General features: G+C 67.5%; 13 protein-coding genes and 2 tRNA genes. 7 read left to right on the forward strand and 8 right to left on the reverse strand.

The features are described 5' to 3' along the window. Nucleotides 1-4 precede the first annotated feature (4 nt). The 5 genes from E3O65_RS09720 to E3O65_RS09740 are packed head-to-tail and all read left to right on the forward strand — an operon-like array spanning nucleotide 5 to nucleotide 6,296. The gene (locus E3O65_RS09720; protein ID WP_134363528.1) at nucleotides 5-1,108 is read left to right on the forward strand and encodes a mandelate racemase/muconate lactonizing enzyme family protein; all 1,104 of its coding nucleotides are present in this window, start codon (nucleotides 5-7) and stop codon (nucleotides 1,106-1,108) included. After that, nucleotides 1,105-2,610 (forward strand): aldehyde dehydrogenase, encoded by a 1,506-nt coding sequence (locus E3O65_RS09725; RefSeq protein WP_134363529.1) that lies wholly within the window; start codon nucleotides 1,105-1,107, stop codon nucleotides 2,608-2,610. The genes E3O65_RS09720 and E3O65_RS09725 overlap by 4 nt, the downstream gene beginning before the upstream one ends. A 13-nt stretch (nucleotides 2,611-2,623) precedes the next feature. Continuing rightward, nucleotides 2,624-3,550, forward strand: a complete 927-nt coding sequence (locus tag E3O65_RS09730; RefSeq protein WP_134363530.1) for an NAD(P)-dependent oxidoreductase — start codon at nucleotides 2,624-2,626, stop codon at nucleotides 3,548-3,550. Further along, complete coding sequence (locus E3O65_RS09735; RefSeq protein WP_134363531.1) at nucleotides 3,547-4,764, forward strand: iron-containing alcohol dehydrogenase family protein; 1,218 nt, start codon at nucleotides 3,547-3,549, stop codon at nucleotides 4,762-4,764. Before E3O65_RS09730 ends, E3O65_RS09735 begins: the two co-directional genes overlap by 4 nt. Nucleotides 4,765-4,805: 41 nt before the next feature. Continuing rightward, entirely contained in the window at nucleotides 4,806-6,296 is a 1,491-nt protein-coding gene (locus E3O65_RS09740) for an NAD-dependent succinate-semialdehyde dehydrogenase (protein ID WP_134363567.1), read from the forward strand. 57 nt (nucleotides 6,297-6,353) lie between these two features. On the opposite strand, the gene E3O65_RS09745 is transcribed toward E3O65_RS09740, so the two are convergent. Continuing rightward, a complete protein-coding gene (locus tag E3O65_RS09745) occupies nucleotides 6,354-7,319 on the reverse strand; it encodes a DMT family transporter (RefSeq protein WP_134363532.1) in 966 nt (321 codons plus the stop codon). Nucleotides 7,320-7,391: 72 nt separating this feature from the next. Between E3O65_RS09745 and E3O65_RS09750 the strand changes: the two genes are divergently transcribed. Then, a complete protein-coding gene (locus E3O65_RS09750) occupies nucleotides 7,392-8,348 on the forward strand; it encodes a LysR family transcriptional regulator (protein WP_134363533.1) in 957 nt (318 codons plus the stop codon). 172 nt (nucleotides 8,349-8,520) lie between these two features. After that, on the forward strand, nucleotides 8,521-10,239 hold the full coding sequence (locus E3O65_RS09755) for an ABC1 kinase family protein (RefSeq protein ID WP_134363534.1): 1,719 nt from the start codon (nucleotides 8,521-8,523) through the stop codon (nucleotides 10,237-10,239). A gap of 475 nt (nucleotides 10,240-10,714) precedes the next feature. On the opposite strand, the gene E3O65_RS09760 is transcribed toward E3O65_RS09755, so the two are convergent. From E3O65_RS09760 to E3O65_RS09790, 7 genes are all read right to left on the reverse strand, one after another. Beyond that, on the reverse strand, nucleotides 10,715-12,046 hold the full coding sequence (locus E3O65_RS09760; RefSeq protein WP_134363535.1) for a type II toxin-antitoxin system HipA family toxin: 1,332 nt from the start codon (nucleotides 12,044-12,046) through the stop codon (nucleotides 10,715-10,717). Further along, complete coding sequence (locus tag E3O65_RS09765; protein ID WP_134363536.1) at nucleotides 12,043-12,342, reverse strand: helix-turn-helix domain-containing protein; 300 nt, start codon at nucleotides 12,340-12,342, stop codon at nucleotides 12,043-12,045. Before E3O65_RS09765 ends, E3O65_RS09760 begins: the two co-directional genes overlap by 4 nt. A 336-nt stretch (nucleotides 12,343-12,678) precedes the next feature. Further along, nucleotides 12,679-12,752, reverse strand: a tRNA-Met gene (locus tag E3O65_RS09770). A gap of 33 nt (nucleotides 12,753-12,785) precedes the next feature. Then, nucleotides 12,786-12,857, reverse strand: a tRNA-Thr gene (locus E3O65_RS09775). 302 nt (nucleotides 12,858-13,159) lie between these two features. Next, nucleotides 13,160-14,068: a sugar ABC transporter permease gene (locus tag E3O65_RS09780; protein WP_134363537.1), complete on the reverse strand. Its 909-nt coding sequence runs from the start codon at nucleotides 14,066-14,068 to the stop codon at nucleotides 13,160-13,162. Between the two features lies 1 nt (nucleotide 14,069). Beyond that, nucleotides 14,070-15,728: an ABC transporter permease subunit gene (locus tag E3O65_RS09785; protein ID WP_134363538.1), complete on the reverse strand. Its 1,659-nt coding sequence runs from the start codon at nucleotides 15,726-15,728 to the stop codon at nucleotides 14,070-14,072. Nucleotides 15,729-15,861: 133 nt separating this feature from the next. Then, entirely contained in the window at nucleotides 15,862-17,088 is a 1,227-nt protein-coding gene (locus E3O65_RS09790) for a sugar ABC transporter substrate-binding protein (RefSeq protein WP_134363539.1), read from the reverse strand. Nucleotides 17,089-17,252 lie beyond the last annotated feature (164 nt).

Genomic DNA, 17,252 nt, shown 5'->3' on the forward strand with positions numbered 1-17,252 from the left:
CCGCATGAAGATCACGGCCATTCGTCTGACCCGGTTGAGCCTGCCACTCGATCCGCCGTTCAACGCCGCGTGGGATCCCGCCCCCCGCATCGCGTTCCCGGCCACCCTGGTGGAGGTCGAAACCGACACCGGACTGGTCGGGGTCGGCTCGGGCGACACCATGGACGGCTTTGCCGCCTACGAGCACCTCTTCCTCGGCACCGACCCGCTCCAGATCCTCAACCAGGTACGCCGGATCGAGACGATCAACTTCCACGGCGGGCGTTATTGGCCCCTGGAAGCGGCACTCTGGGACATCCTCGGCCAGGTGGCGGGGCTGCCGGTGAGCGTCCTCTTCGGCGGGGCCAGGGACCGGCTACCGGCCTACGCATCCTCCGGAGAATTGAAATCACCGGAAGCCCGGGCCGACTCCGCGCTGGCGGCCCGCGAGCGCGGCTTCAAGGCGGTGAAGATCCGCATCGCCCGGCACCGTCTCTTCGACGGAATCGCGGCCGTACGGGCCACCCGGGAGGCGGTCGGCCCCGACTTCGACATCATGGTGGACCTGAACCAGATGTGGCGCATGAGCGGCGACATCGAGGCAGCCCTCCCGCTCGCCCAAGTACAGCGCATCGCCGGCGAGCTGAACGACCTCGGCGTCTTGTGGCTCGAGGAGCCGCTGCCCCAGGCCGATGTCGTAGGCGCGAAGCGCGTGCGGGCGGCCACGGGCATCCAGATCGCCGGCGGTGAAATGGTGCGCAGCATGGCGGAACTCTCCGCCCTGATAGAGGCCGATGCGTTCGACATCTACCAACCGGATGTCGTGCTCGCCGTGGGCCTGTACCGCGCCCGGCAGGTGGCCGAGTCCGCGAACCTGCGGCACCGGCTGTTCACGCCGCACACCTGGAGCAACGGGCTCGGGCTGCTCGCCAACCTGCATGTCGCGGCCGGAGTCGACGCCGGCCCCTATCTCGAATTCCCCTACGACCCACCCGGTTGGACACCGGAACGACGAGATTTCTTCATGGAACCGCTCGACATCGACGCCAACGGCGACCTGCGGGTGCCGCACGTTCCGGGGCTGGGCGCTCAGATCGACTGGGACGCCGTGCGGAGGTACACCGTATGACCGACTGGATCGCCCGGGCGGAAGCGCTCCGCCCCGAGACCCGCCTGTTCATCGACGGGGCATTCCGGCCCGCCCGGGACGGGGCCACCTTCGACACCATCGCGCCCCGCCACGGCGGTTGGATCGCCTCGGTCAGCGCCGCCGGCGAAGCGGACATCGACGCCGCCGTGAGAGCCGCGGCCCGCGCTTTCGACTCGGGCGTCTGGTCCCGAGCCGACCGCCGGGAGCGGCAGCGGGTGCTCCTCAAGCTCAGCGACCTCATGCTCGAAAACCTCGACGAGCTGGCCCTGCTCGAATCCCTCGACTCCGGCCACCCCATCGGCGACGCCCGCGGTGTCGATGTGCCGAATGCCGCCCGAACCATGCGCTGGTATGCCGAGGCCCTCGACAAGATCTACGACGAGGTGGCGCCCACCCCCCGGAACGCTCTGGCGTTCGTCACCCGGGAAGCTCTCGGTGTGGTCGGCGCCGTCGTGCCGTGGAACTACCCGCTCATCATCACGGCCTGGAAGATCGCACCGGCCCTCGCCGCCGGCAACTCGGTGGTGCTGAAGCCGGCAGAGCTGACCAGCTTGTCCGCGCTCAAACTGGCCGAGCTGGCGGCCGAGGCCGGACTCCCGGCCGGGGTGCTCAACGTCGTGCCCGGGCTCGGGCCGGTGGCCGGACAGGCCCTTGGCCGGCATCCACTGGTCGACAAGATCACCTTCACCGGCTCGCCCGCCGTGGGTCGCCGGTTCCTCACCTACGCCGGGGAGTCCAACGGCAAGCAGGTCGCCCTCGAGCTCGGCGGCAAGTCGCCGCAGGTCGTGCTCGCCGATGTGGAGGACATCGCCGCCTGCGCCTCTTCGGTGGCGTGGGGGATCTTCTACAACTCCGGCCAGACCTGCCACGGCGGCAGTCGGCTGATCGTCGACGAGCGTGTGCACGACGAACTCGTCTCAGAGGTGCTCACGGTGGGTCGCGGTCTGGTGCTCGGCGACCCGCTCGACGAGGCCACCCAAATCGGCACGATCGCCAGCGCCGTGCAGCTCGACCGGGTGCTCGCCTACACCGACATCGCCGAGCAGGAGGGCGCGATCGTCTTTGGTGGCCGGCGCGTACATCCGGACGGGCTCCACGACGGCTTCTACGTGGAGCCGACCGTGTTCACCGGCGTCGACAACACAGGCAGGCTCGGTCAGGAGGAGATCTTCGGGCCGATGCTGGCCGTCACGATGGTGCGCGGCGCCGCCGAGGCCGTGCGCGTGGCCAACCAGAGCGCCTACGGGCTCGCGGCCAGCGTCTGGACCGGCAACGTCACGACCGCTCACACCGTGGCCCGCGAACTTCGCGCCGGCACGGTGTGGGTGAACACCTACGACGTCGCCGACGTGATCACCCCGTTCGGCGGGTTCAAGAGTTCGGGCAGCGGCCGCGACCGCTCCCTGCACGCCTTCGACGCCTATACGGCGTTGAAAACCACCTGGATCAACCTGGGCGACTCGCCCCTGACCAACAATTGAGAAAGCGTATCCAATGACCTCAGCATCGCCGACCCGCGTCGGCTTCATCGGGCTCGGCAACATGGGCTCCGGCATGACCCGCAACCTGCAGAAGGCCGGCTTCGACCTCGTCGTCTATGACATTCGCCGCGAATCGGCGGACGAGCTCGTCGCCGGCGGCGCCGTCTGGGCGACTACGCCGGGAGAGGTCGCCGCGCAGAGCGACGTGGTGATCACCATGCTGCCAACACCCAGACATGTCGACACCGTCGTGAACGGTCGCACCGGCATCCTGTCGGGTATCGCCGACGGCGGCACCTGGGTCGACATGTCGACCTCGGTGCCCGAACTGGCGCAGCGGGTGCGCGCCGAGCACTCGGATCGCGAACTGCGCATCCTGGACGCACCGGTCAGCGGGATGTCCATCGGCGCGGCCAACGGCATGCTGCAGATCTTCATCGGCGGCGAGGCCGAAGACGTCGAGCGGCTGCGGCCCGTCTTCGAAGCCATGGGCGACCCGGAGCGCATCATCCACGTCGGTGCAGCGGGCGCCGGTTACGCGGTCAAACTGATGATCAACCAGCTCTGGTTCTCACACCTGGTGGCCACCGCCGAGGTGCTCAGCATCGGCGTGAAGGCCGGTGTCAACCTCGACGTGCTGCGACGCTCCCTCGTCGCCAGCCCGGCGAACAGCAACTTCGTGCAAAACGACGTGATGTCGGTGCTCGGCCACGGCGACTACGACGAGGGCTTCGCGATCGCCCTTGCCTGCAAGGACCTCGGCCTCTCCATCGACCTGGCCCGCTCGGTCGGCGTGCCGGCCGAACTCAGCGGTCTGGTCGAGCAGATCTACCGCCGCGCCCGCGCACAGTACGGCGATCACGCCGGCGAGATGACGCCCGTGAAGCTCTACGAAGACCTGATCGGCGTCGACCTGCGCCTCGCCGGAGTGACGGCATGAGCCTGCTCCCCCCTGTCGACCGCGCCGCAACCGGCCTGTCCGTTGCCCACACCACGTTGTCCGAGCTGCACCTGACCCTCGACCCCAAACCGGTGGCCTACTTCGGCCGCGGCCGGGTGACGGAGGTCGGCCGCATCACGGCCGCGACCGGCGCGACCAGCACCCTCATCGTGACCGACCCGTTCCTCGCCGCCTCCCCCGTCGTCGCGGCCGTGCGCGAATCGCTCGAACGGGCTGGGCTGGCCGTGACCGTCTACGGCGGGGTCACGCCCAACCCCACGACCACGTGCGTCGACGAGGGCAGCGACCTGGCGGCATCCGTCGGCGCCGAGGCCATCGTGGCCGTCGGCGGCGGGTCGTCGATGGACGCCGCGAAGGGCATCGCGCTCGGCGCGGTCAACCCGCAGCGCGGCGTCGGCCTGGACTACCGCACCGAGTTCGCCCGGCACGCCCTCCCGATCATCGCCGTGCCGACCACGGCCGGCACGGGCGCGGAGGTGAACGCTTTCGGCGTGATCACGGATGTCGTCAGTCACCGCAAGTTCTACGTCGGCCACGACAGTGCCCTGGCGCGGGCGGCCGTGCTCGACCCTGACCTGACGGTGGGACTCCCGCCCGGGGCCACCGCGGCCACCGGCATGGACGCCCTCACCCACGCCCTCGAGTCCTACCTCTCGGTGCGGGCGAACCCGTACAGCGACGGGATCGCCCTGCAGGTCATCTCGACCGTGGCTGGGTTCCTGCCGCGGGCGGTCGCCGACGGCACCGACATCGAGGCCCGCGCCGAGCTGCTTTTGGCCAGCCACGTTGCCGGAGTCGGGTTCTCGCACACCGGACTCGGCCTTGTGCACGGCATCGCGCATCCGCTCGGCGGGCAGTTCAACATCCCACACGGGCTGGCGCTGTGCATGGTGATCGAGGGTGTGCTGCGTTTCAATCTGACCGCCCGCCGGGACCGGATCGCCCGGGTCGCGTTCGCACTCGGCGTCGGACACAGCAATGCCACGACGGCCGAGAACGCGGAGGCTGCCATCCAGGCCATTGCCGTTCTCGCCCGCCAGGTGGGCCTGACCGGTCCCCTCTCGGCGTTCGGGGTCACCGCGGAGGCGCTTGCCTCCCTCGCGGCGGACACCCTCGCCGACTCCGTCACCATCAACAACCCCATCCAGCCCACCCTCGACGACGTGGTGCGCATTCTTCAGGAGTCCCTGTGACCAGTTCGACCAGTACGAATCCCGGCACGAGCGCCGGAACGATGTCAGGTACCGCCGCGGCCGAGCGGGAGCTGCTCGCCGGCATCCCCACCGGCCTGTTCATCGATGGGGCGTGGCGACAAGCCGCGGACGGCGGCACCTTCGCCGTGCACGACCCGTCCACCGGAGAGGTGCTGCTGCGCATCGCGGACGCCACCCCTGCCGACGGGGAGGCAGCCCTCGCGGCCGCCGCGGCCGCCCAGCCGAGCTGGGCGAAGACCGCACCGCGGGTGCGCGCCGAGATCCTGCGCGCCGCATTCGAGGCCGTGACCACCCGGGCCGACGACTTCGCCCTGCTGATGACGTTGGAAATGGGCAAGCCGCTGGCAGAGTCTCGCGGCGAGGTGACCTACGGTGCCGAGTTCCTGCGCTGGTTCTCCGAAGAGACTTCCCGCATCTCCGGCCGCTTCGGCACCGCACCCGACGGCCACAGCCGCCTGCTGGTGACCAAACGCCCGGTCGGGCCGTGCCTGTTCATCACCCCGTGGAACTTCCCGCTCGCGATGGCCACCCGCAAGATCGCGCCGGCCATCGCCGCCGGTTGCACCATGGTGCTCAAGCCCGCCGGGCTGACCCCGCTCACCGCGCTGCTCTTCGCGCAGGTGCTCGCCGAGTCGGGGTTGCCGGCCGGGGTTCTGAACGTGATTCCGACCACCAGCGCCGGTGCCGTCACGGGGCCACTGATCCAGGACCCCCGGCTGCGCAAGCTCTCCTTCACCGGGTCGACCGAAGTGGGCCGCCGCCTGATCAAGGACGCCGCCGACCAGGTGCTGCGGGTCTCGATGGAGCTCGGCGGCAACGCTCCCTTCCTTGTCTTCGACGACGCCGACCTGCCCCGCGCCGTCGACGGGGCGATGCTGGCCAAGCTGCGGAACGGCGGCGAGGCCTGCACCGCGGCCAACCGGCTGCTCGTGCACGAGTCCGTCGCCGCCGAGTTCACGGCCCTGCTGATCGAACGGATGCGTGCCCACACGGTCGCGCGCGGCACCGAGCCTCGCTCGAAGATCGGCCCTCTCGTCGACGAGGGAACCCGCGCCAAGGTACACGAGCTCGTCACCGACTCCATCGCCGCGGGCGCCACCCTCGCCTTGGGCGGGCGCAGCATCGACGGGCCCGGCTACTTCTACGAGCCGACCGTGCTCACCCAGGTGCCCGCCGGTGCGCGCATCATGCACGAGGAGGTCTTCGGCCCGGTCGCCCCCATCATGACGTTCGCGACCGAGGCGGAGGCTATCCGTCTCGCCAACGACACCGAGTTCGGGTTGGTCGCCTACGCCTACACGCGCGACCTCAATCGTGGCCTACGCCTGGCAGAGGAGCTCGACGTGGGCATGTTCGGCCTGAACACCGGGATCGTGTCCAACCCGGCAGCCCCCTTCGGCGGCGTCAAGCAATCCGGCCTCGGTCGGGAGGGTGGTCTCGAGGGCATCGAGGAGCACCTCGAGACCCGCTACGTGGGCATAGCCGACCCCTATGCCGACGCTCCCGACTGAGGCGACCCTGAGCACCACCTGTGCCGGGCCGCCCAGGGCCGCGAGAGTGGTGATTGTTCAATCCGAGAAGGCCGGCGACGGATGCGGCGGGGCCGGCACCGCGGGCACGGCCACCGTGCGCAGCCGGTGCCCCTGCTCCACCCGCTGCCCCCACGACGTGCCTGCGATGATGAGCCCGGCCCCGAGCACCGCCACCAGACCGAGGCTCTCACCGCCGAGGCTCACCCCGACCAGCACCGCCCAGACCGGCTCCGTTCCCATCAGCAGGCTGGCGCGCGCGGCCGAGGTGTGGCGGATCGCCCAGGTCTGGGCCAGGAAAGCGAACACGCTGCAGGCCAGCCCGAGGTAGAGCACGCCGAGCCAGGCGGCCGGGTCGAAGCTGCCGATCGCACGCAGCGTGCCCGGCGCATCCGCTGCGGTGAACACCAGGGCACCCACGGCGGCCTGCACCAGCGTGATTGAGAGCGTGCCGGGCCGACGGCCGCTGCCGTCGGCCCGGGTCAGCCGGCCGACCATCGTGACGTGCAGGGCGCGCACGAATGCTGCTGCGAGCATGAGCAGATCACCCGGGTGCGGGGCACGGAAACCGTTGCCCGATACGAGCAGCGCCACCCCGACGATCGCGAGCACGCCGGCCACGAAGAAGGCGCGAGGCAGCCAGTTGCGCGCCGCGACCGATTCGAGGATCGGGGTGAGGATGATCGTCAGACTGATGATCAGACCCGCGTTGGTGGCCGAGGTCACGGCGACGCCGGCCGTCTCCAGCCACAGGATCGCGGCCTGAGTGAGCCCGAGCAGCCCGCCAACGGCCAGCTCGGCACGGGTCGGCCGTCGCGGCCGGCTCAGCGCCCAGATCAGCAGCAGTGCCAGGGCGGCCACCAGGAAGCGCAACGCCAGCACGGCACCCACGCTCGCCTGCTCGGTGAGCACCTTGGCGGCGAGGTAGCTACCGCCCCAGGCCAGGGCGACCAGCAGCAGTACGGCGTCGATGCGATAGCGTCCGAGTCGGGGGAGAAAGGTCATGGGCCCATGCTCCCGGGCCACATCCAATAAGTCCAGATGGTCAATTCTGAACCGACACTTTAGTATTTGCTTATGGATCTGCATCAGCTTTTCATCCTGCGAGAACTCGGCGAGCGCGGCAGCGTGGCCGCCGTGGCCCGTGCGCTGTTCGTGTCGTCGTCGGCGGTGTCGCAGCAGCTGTCGGCGTTGCAGCGCAGCACGGGCGTCGCATTGACCGAACGAAACGGCCGCCGGCTCGTGCTGACCCCGGCCGGCACGGCTCTCGCGGCAGCCGCGACCGGCGTGTCCACGGCGATGGCCGCCGCGGAGGAGGCGGTCGCGAGCTTTCATGAGGAGCAGACCGCGCCGGTGAGCCTGTCGGCGTTCCACAGCGCCGGGCTGGCGTGGTTCGGCAAGCTGATCACCCGACTGGATGCCTCGGCCGGAGCATTCGGCGGAACAGCGGGCGGCACCGCCGGGCCGCCGCTTCGCTGCGGCGACGAAGACGTCGCGCGGCAGGACTTCCCGGCCCTGGTCGCCGACTACGATCTCGTGGTCGCGCACCGACTGCCGCACGACCCGTTATGGCCGGACCGGGTCACGGTCACCCCGCTGATCTACGAACCGCTGGATGTGGCGCTGGCGGCCGGGCATCCGTTGGCCGGTCGGTCATCCGTGTCGATCTCCGACGTGGCCGACGAGCCCTGGATCGCCGGCCATCCGGGCTTCCCACTCGCGGAGGCGGTGAACGTCGTCGCGGCGAGCGCCGGACACCCCTTGCGGATCGAGCACCGCCTCAACGAGTTCTTCGTGGCGGCCTCCGTCGTCGCCACGGGGGCTGCGATCGCGCTGCTTCCGCGTTACACGATGGCCCCTGCTCCGGGATCCGGTTTGGTGCTCTTACCCTTCACCGATCTGCGGGTCGGCCGGCAGATCGACGTTCTCAGCCGCCCCGAGACGCTTCTACGCGCCTCGGCGCGCCGCGTGCTCGAGGAGCTCAGCGCGGTGGTCGCCGCTCACCGTCCGCCACCGCCACCTTCACGCGGCTGAACCCCGCACAGCCCTGCTCCTCATCGGCGGATCGGCTGCCATCGTGTGCCGGCGCCGCCGAGTGACGAAACGCGGCCAGTCACCTTTGGCGACCGTCTCCCATCCTGATCCGGCATGCTGGAGTCCTGATCGTCCGCCATTCCGGCCGGCGGGTGACGAGAGAGCTGAGACTGTGGCCGGCGCACGCGGCATCACCATTCCGAAACTGAACCTGGCCACCGAGCGGAACCGTCCGGCTCCGCCACGGCCATTCCTGCAGCGCGGTCGGCGCTTCGCCGAGCTCGTGCGCATCGCCCGCACAAACGGGTTGTTGCCCGTGCGGCGGCTCGACTTCACGACCAACCCGAGTGGGGCCTCCGTTCGCGCCATTCAGGCCGAGGGGCTGCGGGCCGCGCTGGAGGAGGCCGGCGGGGCGTTCGTCAAAATGGGCCAACTGCTCTCCACCCGGTCCGATCTGCTGCCGCCGGAGTTCGTCACGGCCCTCGCGCAGTTGCAGCAGAGCGTGAAACCGGCTCCCTGGCACGAGATCGAACGGATGCTGGAGGACGAGTTCGGCGGCCCGCTCACCAGCGTCTTCACCGATTTCGACCCCGACCCGATCGCCGCGGCCTCGATCGGGCAAGTGCACCGCGCCACGCTCAAGAACGGCACGGTCGTCGCGGTCAAGGTGCAGCGCCCCGGCATCGTGCCCGAGCTGCGGCGCGACGTGGCCATCGCTCTGCGGGTGACGAACGTGATGAGCCTCACGTCTCCGCAGGCCAGAACCCTGGGCATCAAGGCGGCCGCCGAGGACTACGCGGCCGACCTCGTGCGCCAGCTGGACTTCCGGCTCGAGGCCCTGAACCTGTCGGCCATGCGCGCCCTCCAACTACGCAGCCCGCGGGCCGGCGAGCTGCGCTTTCCCGAGCTGTTCGAGTCTCTGTCCAGCGATCGCGTGCTGGTGATGGAATATCTCGTCGGGGACACCTTCAGCGACCTGAACGAGAAGCCAGACGCCCCTCGGGCCGAGCTCGGCGCCGCCATGCGCACGGTGCTCAGCGCTTTCGTGCGCCAGATCGTCTTCGACGGTGTTTTCCACGCCGACCTGCACCCCGGCAACATCATGCTATTGGCGGACGGCACGCCCGCGCTGGTCGACTTCGGATCGGTGGGCCGGCTCGACCTGCAGCTGCGGGAAACGATCCAGGAGCTGCTGATCGCCTATCTGCAGTCTGACACCCAGCTCATCGCCGACGGACTCCTCTCGCTCGCCCCGCTGCGGCCGGGCGCCGATGAGAAGGCGTTCCGCCGCGAGCTGAGCGCGTTCATCACGTTCGAGCTCGGGCCCGGCGCGCGCGTCAGCGTGCTGACCGTGGATGTCCTGGTGGTGATCCTGACCCGGTACGGCGTGGGCATCCCCGCCGAGTTCGTGGCGGCGGCGCGTGCGTTCGCGGTTCTCGAGGGCACCCTGCGCTCCACCATGCCTGAGTTCGACCTGCTCGAGGAGTCCCGCGCGCTGGCGAGCGTGCAGATCCGCGACCAGATGGCGCCGTCCAACGTGCGCGAACTGCTGACCACCGAGCTGCTGGCCCTGCTGCCCAGCATGCGCCGGCTCCCCCGGCGCTTCGACCAGATCGGGCAGGCCCTGGAGCAGGGCAAGCTCAATGTCAATGTACGGCTGCTTGCAGACCCGAGCGACCGTCGCCTGCTCACCGGGCTGGTGCGGCAGAGCCTCCTCGCCCTGGTCGGCACCTCGGCCGGAGTGATGTCGCTGGCCTACCTGACCTCTCCCGCACCGGCGGACCCCGGGGTGATCAGCACGGTCACGGCCGGGTTCGCCCTGGGCGTCGGCTCTGTGGTGCTGCTGGCCTCGGCGTTCGTGGACTCGTTGGTGGCCCGCCGCCGCCGGTGATGCCGCGCATCCGTCGGTCGCTGAAAACGAACCGGAAACGACGAATGCCCAGCCTGAGACCGGGCTGTTCGACGACTGTTTCGGGCATCTGTTTCGGGCATCGGCGTGACGAATGGTCGCTACAGACCGTCTCAGTTGTGGAAGTGCTTGCGATCTGCGGGTGTGTCGTTCTATCCGGCACCACCGCAGGTCAGCAGTGGAGTTCGCCCCGTTCGGTTCGTCCCGGGGCCCGTTGTCCGTTCACGGGCACCCGGAGACGGCTGGCGTCTCGGTTGGGCGAGCGGCCGAGCACGGACAGGGATCGCAACCGCCAACTGGATCCTGAGAATTCGGCACCGTTCACTACCCACGACACCCGGCAGCATCGGGTTCACACGCCCAGCGCACTGTTCTCAGGGCGTTATGCGGCTACCGGTCGAAGCCGGAGACGCCGGCCGAGAGTTGCGCCTGGGATGCAGCGTCATCGTGGACCACGTCATGAAACCGGCAGGGACTCGGCGAACGCGAGCTGGTCCTCGTTGAACGCGGCACCCATCTCCTCGAATTGGTTCACCGGAATGCCGACGCTGCCCGCAACAGTCGGCCACTCACGGACTTTTGCCGCGACGCCCGAAATGATCTCAGCCGACTGGTCGCTCGTGAGTCGATAGGCGTCGGCGATCGCGTGCAGATTCCTGATGTCGCGGTCTCTGGGGTCGTCGTTGTCACTGATCGCGCGCGAGTGGATCACCCCGTGTCGTGGACTGGGATTCACATCGAACACGGGAGACAGCCGCCACCCACCGTCAACACGCAGAAAGCCGTGATTACGCCAGTGGTCGTCAACGTTGTTCACCAACACTGTCAGGGCGATTCGCGTGAACATCTCACGGAGATCCTGGGCTGCTGCACTACTTGTCTCGGCGATCGTGTCTGCGAACTGCTCGTACGTGATGCGCGTGTTGTCGTCGTGCTTGCTTATGCCCAAGGCTGTGGCCGCCGACATGTAGCCACGCCGGCGCTGCTCCCCCGAGACCGCGCTGGTTGAGCCAGCAACGCGGTCGAACCGATCGAGGACGAGAACCGATTTGCCCTCGGCAGCGTGGACCGCCTTGAACTGAGGAGTTTGTATGCCAGCATTCTTGGCGATCGTCAGCGCGACCCCTTCCCAGCCTTCAACGTCGAGGTTTCCGTCTTTCGAGTGAGGCAGCTTCACCAGCGCAAGGCTTCCGTCGTCCTTCCACAAGTTTGCCTTGGGACGGGCGCCGCCTGGCGAGGTCGCGATGCCCGCGAGGTATTCGATGTCTTCGTCGGATGCCTGGCGCGCCTCGTATCGGCTTGCCACCCGGAGGGTCCTCTGGAGACTGACGACTTCCGAATCGGGACTCGAGTTCGTGCCCAGCCAGTCACGTGGTCCGTCAGCCGTTGTCAACCTCAGCGCGCCCATGCGCGTGTTGTCGGAGACTCCGACGAGAAAGTCGAAGTCACCGAGGCCGCGTGGCGCGTCCAAGCCGTGCCGGTGCTGCACGGCGTTGTTGGCTTCCACCAGCTTCTGCCCCCACGCGTCGGGCGAGGCATCCGCGAAAACGCCGAAGAGGTTACTGTTGCTCCCGGTCCACGTGCGGGTTGCCACGAGGGGCAGATCAGGCGAGAGCTCGTACCGGTCGGCACGCGCCAGATACTCCCTGTCGTACTGAAACGACGACGATGCCAGGTTGCGGCCACCCGCGTACGAGCTGTTGAGAATACCGACGTAGACAGGCTCGCCGGTCCCCTCGCCCAAGTAGATGCCGACCTCAGAAATGGGCTGCCCGGTTGTGGGCTTCACAGCGTGCCTCCGGTCCGCAATATCTCGTCAATCCTCACGCGGGCCACCTCACTGTTATAGGGGTTCGCGGCCTCAACCACCTCGTCCAGAATGCCGAGCGCTGCCAGGATGGCAAAGAGGGAGTCCATCCTGGCAGTGCCCGTTCCGCTCTCAACGTTTCGCAGGGTTTCCCGGGTAACCGAAGCCCGGTCGGCGACATCGGAGGCAGCCATGTTGTTCACCGTGCGCCACCGTTTGAGGTGCGCGCCGAAGTCCTTCAGCATCCGCTGCTGCCGGACAGATCTGCGTTGAACCATATTGGGGCGTCCTCCATGAAGCTAGAGCTGCCATTCTATGCCAGTTTTGGCAGTTGCAGCTATCACGGTGCTGTGTGTCCCGCCCGCGGTGCGGCGACACTAGAGTCTTCGTGCCCGTTCCACACACAGGGCCAGGCCGGCCATCCCGCCTAGGATTTTCCCCAATCGACGGCATGGGCCGCGTCGGCGATGAACGACTGTTCCTGCTCTCCGCGGCAGAGGACGCGCAACAGAGCATCGTCTGAAACACGCGACCGAGCGCGGAGCCGGCCCGTTTTTCAGCCAAAGGAAAGGCCCTGTGACCGGTAGAATTCCTGGTCAAAGGGCCTTTATGTGTAGCGGGAGCGGGAATTGAACCCGCGACACCACGATTATGAGCCGTGTGCTCTAACCAACTGAGCTACCCCGCCACGACTTGTCGGCTGCAAGAGCTTCCAAGCCAGAGCCCCCTGTGGGAATCGGACCCACTACCTCTTCCTTACCAAGGAAGTGCTCTACCAATGAGCTAAGGGGGCGAAGCATTCGTGCGAACGAAGACTAAGCCAAATTTCGGCAACCGGTAAATATTATCATCATGTTGGCCTGCCTGATGACCGCGCTACACCTCCGGGCACCGGAACCCCCGGCAGCGCCCACGCGGTCAAGCTCGGGACATCCGCATCGACAGCCAGCACCACACCGGGCAGGTGCAGGTCGTGCGGGTCATGGCGCTGCGCCGGCCGTCGAGGCGGAGCTGGGCCCGCCACCACCAGGTCGCCCCAGGCCGTGTCCACGCTTTAGGCGGGCTTTTCGTGCAGATCCGCAGCCAGGGTGCGTCCTACTTCACCGATCCGGCGGTCAGCCCGCCCACGATGTATTTCTGCAGCCACAGGAACAGCGCCATCACGGGCAGGGCCGCGAGCACGGCGCCGGCCGCGAAGACCGAGTAGTTGCTTGAGAATTCCTGGGACACGAACTGGTAGAGGCCCACCGCGAGGGTCTGCTTCTCGGGCGTGATCAGCACGATGCTCGCAATCACGAACTCGTTGGTGGAGCCCACGAAGGACAGCAGCCCCACGACGGCGAGGATCGGGGCGACCAGGCGCAGGATGATCGTGAAGAAGATGCGGGCGTGCCCGGCGCCGTCGATCTTCGCTGCCTCGTCGATCGATGCCGGGATCGTGTTGAAGAAGCCGTACATCAGGTAGGTGTTCACGCCGAGGGCGCCGCCCAGGTAGACCATGATCAGGCCGATCTGCGAGTCGAGCCCGATCAGCGGGAAGATGTCGGAAATGCCGTTCAGCAGCAGGAAGATCGCCACAACCGCGAGCAGTTGCGGGAACATCTGCACTAACACCAGCATCAGGAGCCCGGCGCGACGGCCGGAGAAGCGCATGCGGGAGAAGGAATACGCCGCCAGCGCTCCGAGGAAAACGGTGCACGCCGAGGTGACGGAGCCGATCAGGAGCGTGTTGCCGTACCAGGCCGCGTAGGGCTGCTGCGGCAGATTGAACAGCGTCTCATAGCTGCCCAGGTTGATTTCGCTGAACAGGCCGTTGGCCGTGATCAGGGTGCCGCCCGGATGCAGGGAAGCAGACAGCACGTAGAGCAGCGGGAAGGAGCAGAAGACGACCATGACCGCGCCGACCAAGTGGCGCCATCCGGTGTCGAAGAACCATTTGCGCGGGTTGAACGGCCGCTTGGTCGGAATGTACCGGTCGCTGGTCTCCGGGGCTGCAATCCGCATCTCAGTTCAACTCCTCTAGCGCCTTGGTCTGTTTGAAGCTGATGATCGACACGATGGCGACCAGCAGGAAAATGATGATCGAGAAAGCGCTGGCGAGCCCGTAGTCCCGGCTCGCCCCCACGAAGGCCACCTTGTAGACCATCGAGATCAGGATGTCCGTGGCACCCACGTTCACCCCGGCCGTGACGTCCCGCGGCCCGCCGTTGGTGAGCATGTAGATCAGGTTGAAGTTGTTGAAGTTGAACGCGAACGACGAGATCAACAGTGGTGCGACGGAGACCAGCAGCAGGGGAAGCTTGATCAGGCGGAAGATCTGTCCATTCCTGGCTCCGTCCACGGTCGCCGCCTCCTGGATCTCCTCCGGGATCGATTGCAGCGCTCCCGTGCAGACCAGGAACATGTACGGGAAGCCCAGCCACAGATTCACGAAGATGATGCTGAACTTCGCCAGCCACTCGTTCGTCAGCCAGGGAATCTCCGCGCCGCCGAACAGTACCTGGTTCACGAAGCCGAACTGGGGGTTGAGCATGCCCGCCCACACCAGCGCCGACAGGAATGCCGGGAACGCGTAAGGGAGGATCAGGACGACGCGGTAGAAGTTGCGTCCGCGCATCCGCAGGTTGTTGAACACGATCGCCAGGAACAGGCCCAGCGCGAACGTGGTCAGCACCGAGAGGAAGGCGAAGGCGAAGGTCCAGACCGTCACGCTGATCAGGGGGCCGCGGATCGATTCGGAGCCGAAGGCCTCGGCGAAGTTGGCCAGGCCCACGTTCACCTTCCAGCCGGGCAGCAGCTCCGTGCCGTCGTCGGCGACGAACGAGCCGGTCTCTCCGTTGTCGGTGTAGACGACGTTGGTGGTGGTGTTGGTCATGGTGCCGCCCGCTTCGTCATAGACGAGGTCGGAGAGGTACAGGTAGGCACTCGAGCCGTCAGGCGTGCGCAGGGTGCCGTCGTTCGGGTTGTCGGAGAGCGGCACAGAGAGGGCGGCGATGGCCTCCTGGTTGGCGACGATGTCGGAGAAGGCGAGGGTCGTGTAGCCGGGCAGTTCCACGGCCTTGCCGCTGTCGTCGGCGGTGGCGTCGGTAACCGGGCTGAGCGGGGAATCCGTGCCGCCGACGCTGATTTCGCCGTCGGGGTCGGTGACCAGGAAGCTATAGCTACCGAGCCGCTCGACGACGGTGAGATCGTACGTCGGCGAGTCCGGCATGCGCTGCTGGGACGAGATGATCAGGGCGTTGACCGCGTCCGGCTTGTCACTGTTGTGGCCGGTGCCGTAGTTGGTGAAGGCGATGTAGCCGGTATACCCGATGACGAAGACCTGGAAGATGAGCAGGAAGATCAGGCCGGGGGCGAGGTATTTGGCGGGCAGCTTGGCGCGGCTGAAGTAGATCCAGTTGATGATCAAGGTCACGACGAGCACGGCGCCGAAGACCAGCCAGTCCTCACGGAGGAAGAGCACCATCAGCGCGTACACGCTGATCGCGTCCACGATGGAGAGCAACGCGATCTTGACCAGGAGAACCTTCACCCCGGCGGATGCCGCCTCTGCCACTCGGGCTGCCCGCCTCGACCGTGAGGACTGCTGGGCCGGCTTCTCGTCCGGTTCGGCGCCCTGGGGGGTGACCGGCGCTCCGCCCTGCTCGGTGCCTCTGCTGGTCATCTTCGTCCGCTCCCTGCCGTTCTGGTCGTGTGCGCGCGATGGCGCAGGGTGGTGCCGAGTGGTGCTTTCGCAGAAGGCCGCCCCGACGGCGTCTAGACGCCGGGGCGACCTCGGAACTGCGAGGTGGAGTGGGTTACTTGATGGCGGACTGGATGTCGGCCGTCATCTTCTGCCACAGCGCGGTGGAGTCTCCGGCGCCGGTGATGATCGCGGCCTCGGTGACGCCCCAGAACTGCCAGACCTTACCCATCTGCGGGATGCTGGGCATGGGCACGGCCTCGGCCGCCACGGCGCCGAAACCGGCGGTGATCGGGTCGGAGCTGGCACCCTCGAACGCGGAGGTCAGGGCCGGTGCACGGCCGCCGATCTCGTAGAGCTCGGTCTGCACCTTGTCGGATCCGATGTAGTTCACCAGGAACTCGTTCGCCGCAAGGGCGTTCTTGGACTTGGCGCTGACGACGAAGCCCTGCACGCCGACGAACGGCTGTGCGGGCGAGCCACCGGCACTCGGGATCGGGTCGATGGCCACGTCGATGCCGGCCTTCTGGGCATCCGGCACGTTCCACGGGCCGGTGATCAGGAATGGCGACGCGCCGGCGTTGAACTTCTCCTTGGCGATGTCGCTGGTGACGTTCACGCTCAGGTGGCCGGCTGCGCCCTCCTTGGCGAGCCAGGCCGCGTAGGCCTCGCCGCCGGCGTTGCCGATGGAGAGGTCCTCGGCGTTGTAGCTGCCGTCGGCGTTGGTGCCGAAGACGGGAGCGCCGAACGAGGTCTGGAACGGGTAGAGGTGGTAGGGGTCGGATTCCGGCCCGACCTGCACGAGGAACGGGAACTCCGTACCGGCTGCCGTGCCGGCGGCGATCATGTCGTCGTAGGTGGCGGGTGCGGAGGGCGCGAGGGCCGTGTTGCGCAGGAGGGCGACGCTCTCGACCGAGTACGGCACACCGTAGGTCTTGCCCTCGACGCTCATGGCGGTGACGGCCACCTGCTGGAAGTCGCCTGCGGTGTCACCGAGTTCGACCGGCTGCACGACACCGTTGCTGACGAAGTTGCCCAGCCAGTCGTGGGCGGCGATCGTGACGTCGGGGCCCTTGTCGGTGGGGACCTGGGCGATGAACTCCTCCTGGATCTTCGCGAAATCCTTCTGCACGAGCTTGACCGTGACGCCGGACTCCTTCGTGAATGCGGCTGCCGCATCCTTGAGGACCGCCGCGCGATCGGCGTCGACCCAGACGGTCAGGGCGCCGGAACCGGCCTTGGAATCATCGGAGGTCGAACCGCCGGAGCAGCCGGCCAGAGCGAGGGACGCGGCGACTGCAACCGCGCCAGCAGCCAGGAGGCCTTTCTTATTCACCATCATTGGTGTGCCTTTCATGAGAACGTTGACAATTGTGCAAGCGTTTACATTTATAGCCTCTCGCAAATCAGCTGACAACTCAAGTGTGCAGAGTCACGGAAACTTTGTAGAGTTCGTTTAAGCGAGATGCCATGCAACCGCTTGCACACTGTGAAGAATGCCGTAGG

This window comes from Cryobacterium breve, assembly GCF_004402375.1.
GTDB classification, from domain to species: Bacteria; Actinomycetota; Actinomycetes; order Actinomycetales; family Microbacteriaceae; genus Cryobacterium; species Cryobacterium breve.

Excerpts from the sequence above, each read along its gene's own strand:
- E3O65_RS09750 (WP_134363533.1), top strand. The coding sequence starts at position 7,392 with ATGGATCTGCATCAGCTTTTCATCCTGCGAGAACTCGGCGAGCGCGGC.
- E3O65_RS09790 (WP_134363539.1), bottom strand. The coding sequence starts at position 17,088 with ATGATGGTGAATAAGAAAGGCCTCCTGGCTGCTGGCGCGGTTGCAGTC.
- E3O65_RS09735 (WP_134363531.1), top strand. The coding sequence starts at position 3,547 with ATGAGCCTGCTCCCCCCTGTCGACCGCGCCGCAACCGGCCTGTCCGTT.
- E3O65_RS09780 (WP_134363537.1), bottom strand. The coding sequence starts at position 14,068 with ATGCGGATTGCAGCCCCGGAGACCAGCGACCGGTACATTCCGACCAAG.
- E3O65_RS09730 (WP_134363530.1), top strand. The coding sequence starts at position 2,624 with ATGACCTCAGCATCGCCGACCCGCGTCGGCTTCATCGGGCTCGGCAAC.
- E3O65_RS09785 (WP_134363538.1), bottom strand. The coding sequence starts at position 15,728 with ATGACCAGCAGAGGCACCGAGCAGGGCGGAGCGCCGGTCACCCCCCAG.
- E3O65_RS09765 (WP_134363536.1), bottom strand. The coding sequence starts at position 12,342 with ATGGTTCAACGCAGATCTGTCCGGCAGCAGCGGATGCTGAAGGACTTC.
- E3O65_RS09745 (WP_134363532.1), bottom strand. The coding sequence starts at position 7,319 with ATGACCTTTCTCCCCCGACTCGGACGCTATCGCATCGACGCCGTACTG.
- E3O65_RS09740 (WP_134363567.1), top strand. The coding sequence starts at position 4,806 with ATGTCAGGTACCGCCGCGGCCGAGCGGGAGCTGCTCGCCGGCATCCCC.
- E3O65_RS09725 (WP_134363529.1), top strand. The coding sequence starts at position 1,105 with ATGACCGACTGGATCGCCCGGGCGGAAGCGCTCCGCCCCGAGACCCGC.
- E3O65_RS09720 (WP_134363528.1), top strand. The coding sequence starts at position 5 with ATGAAGATCACGGCCATTCGTCTGACCCGGTTGAGCCTGCCACTCGAT.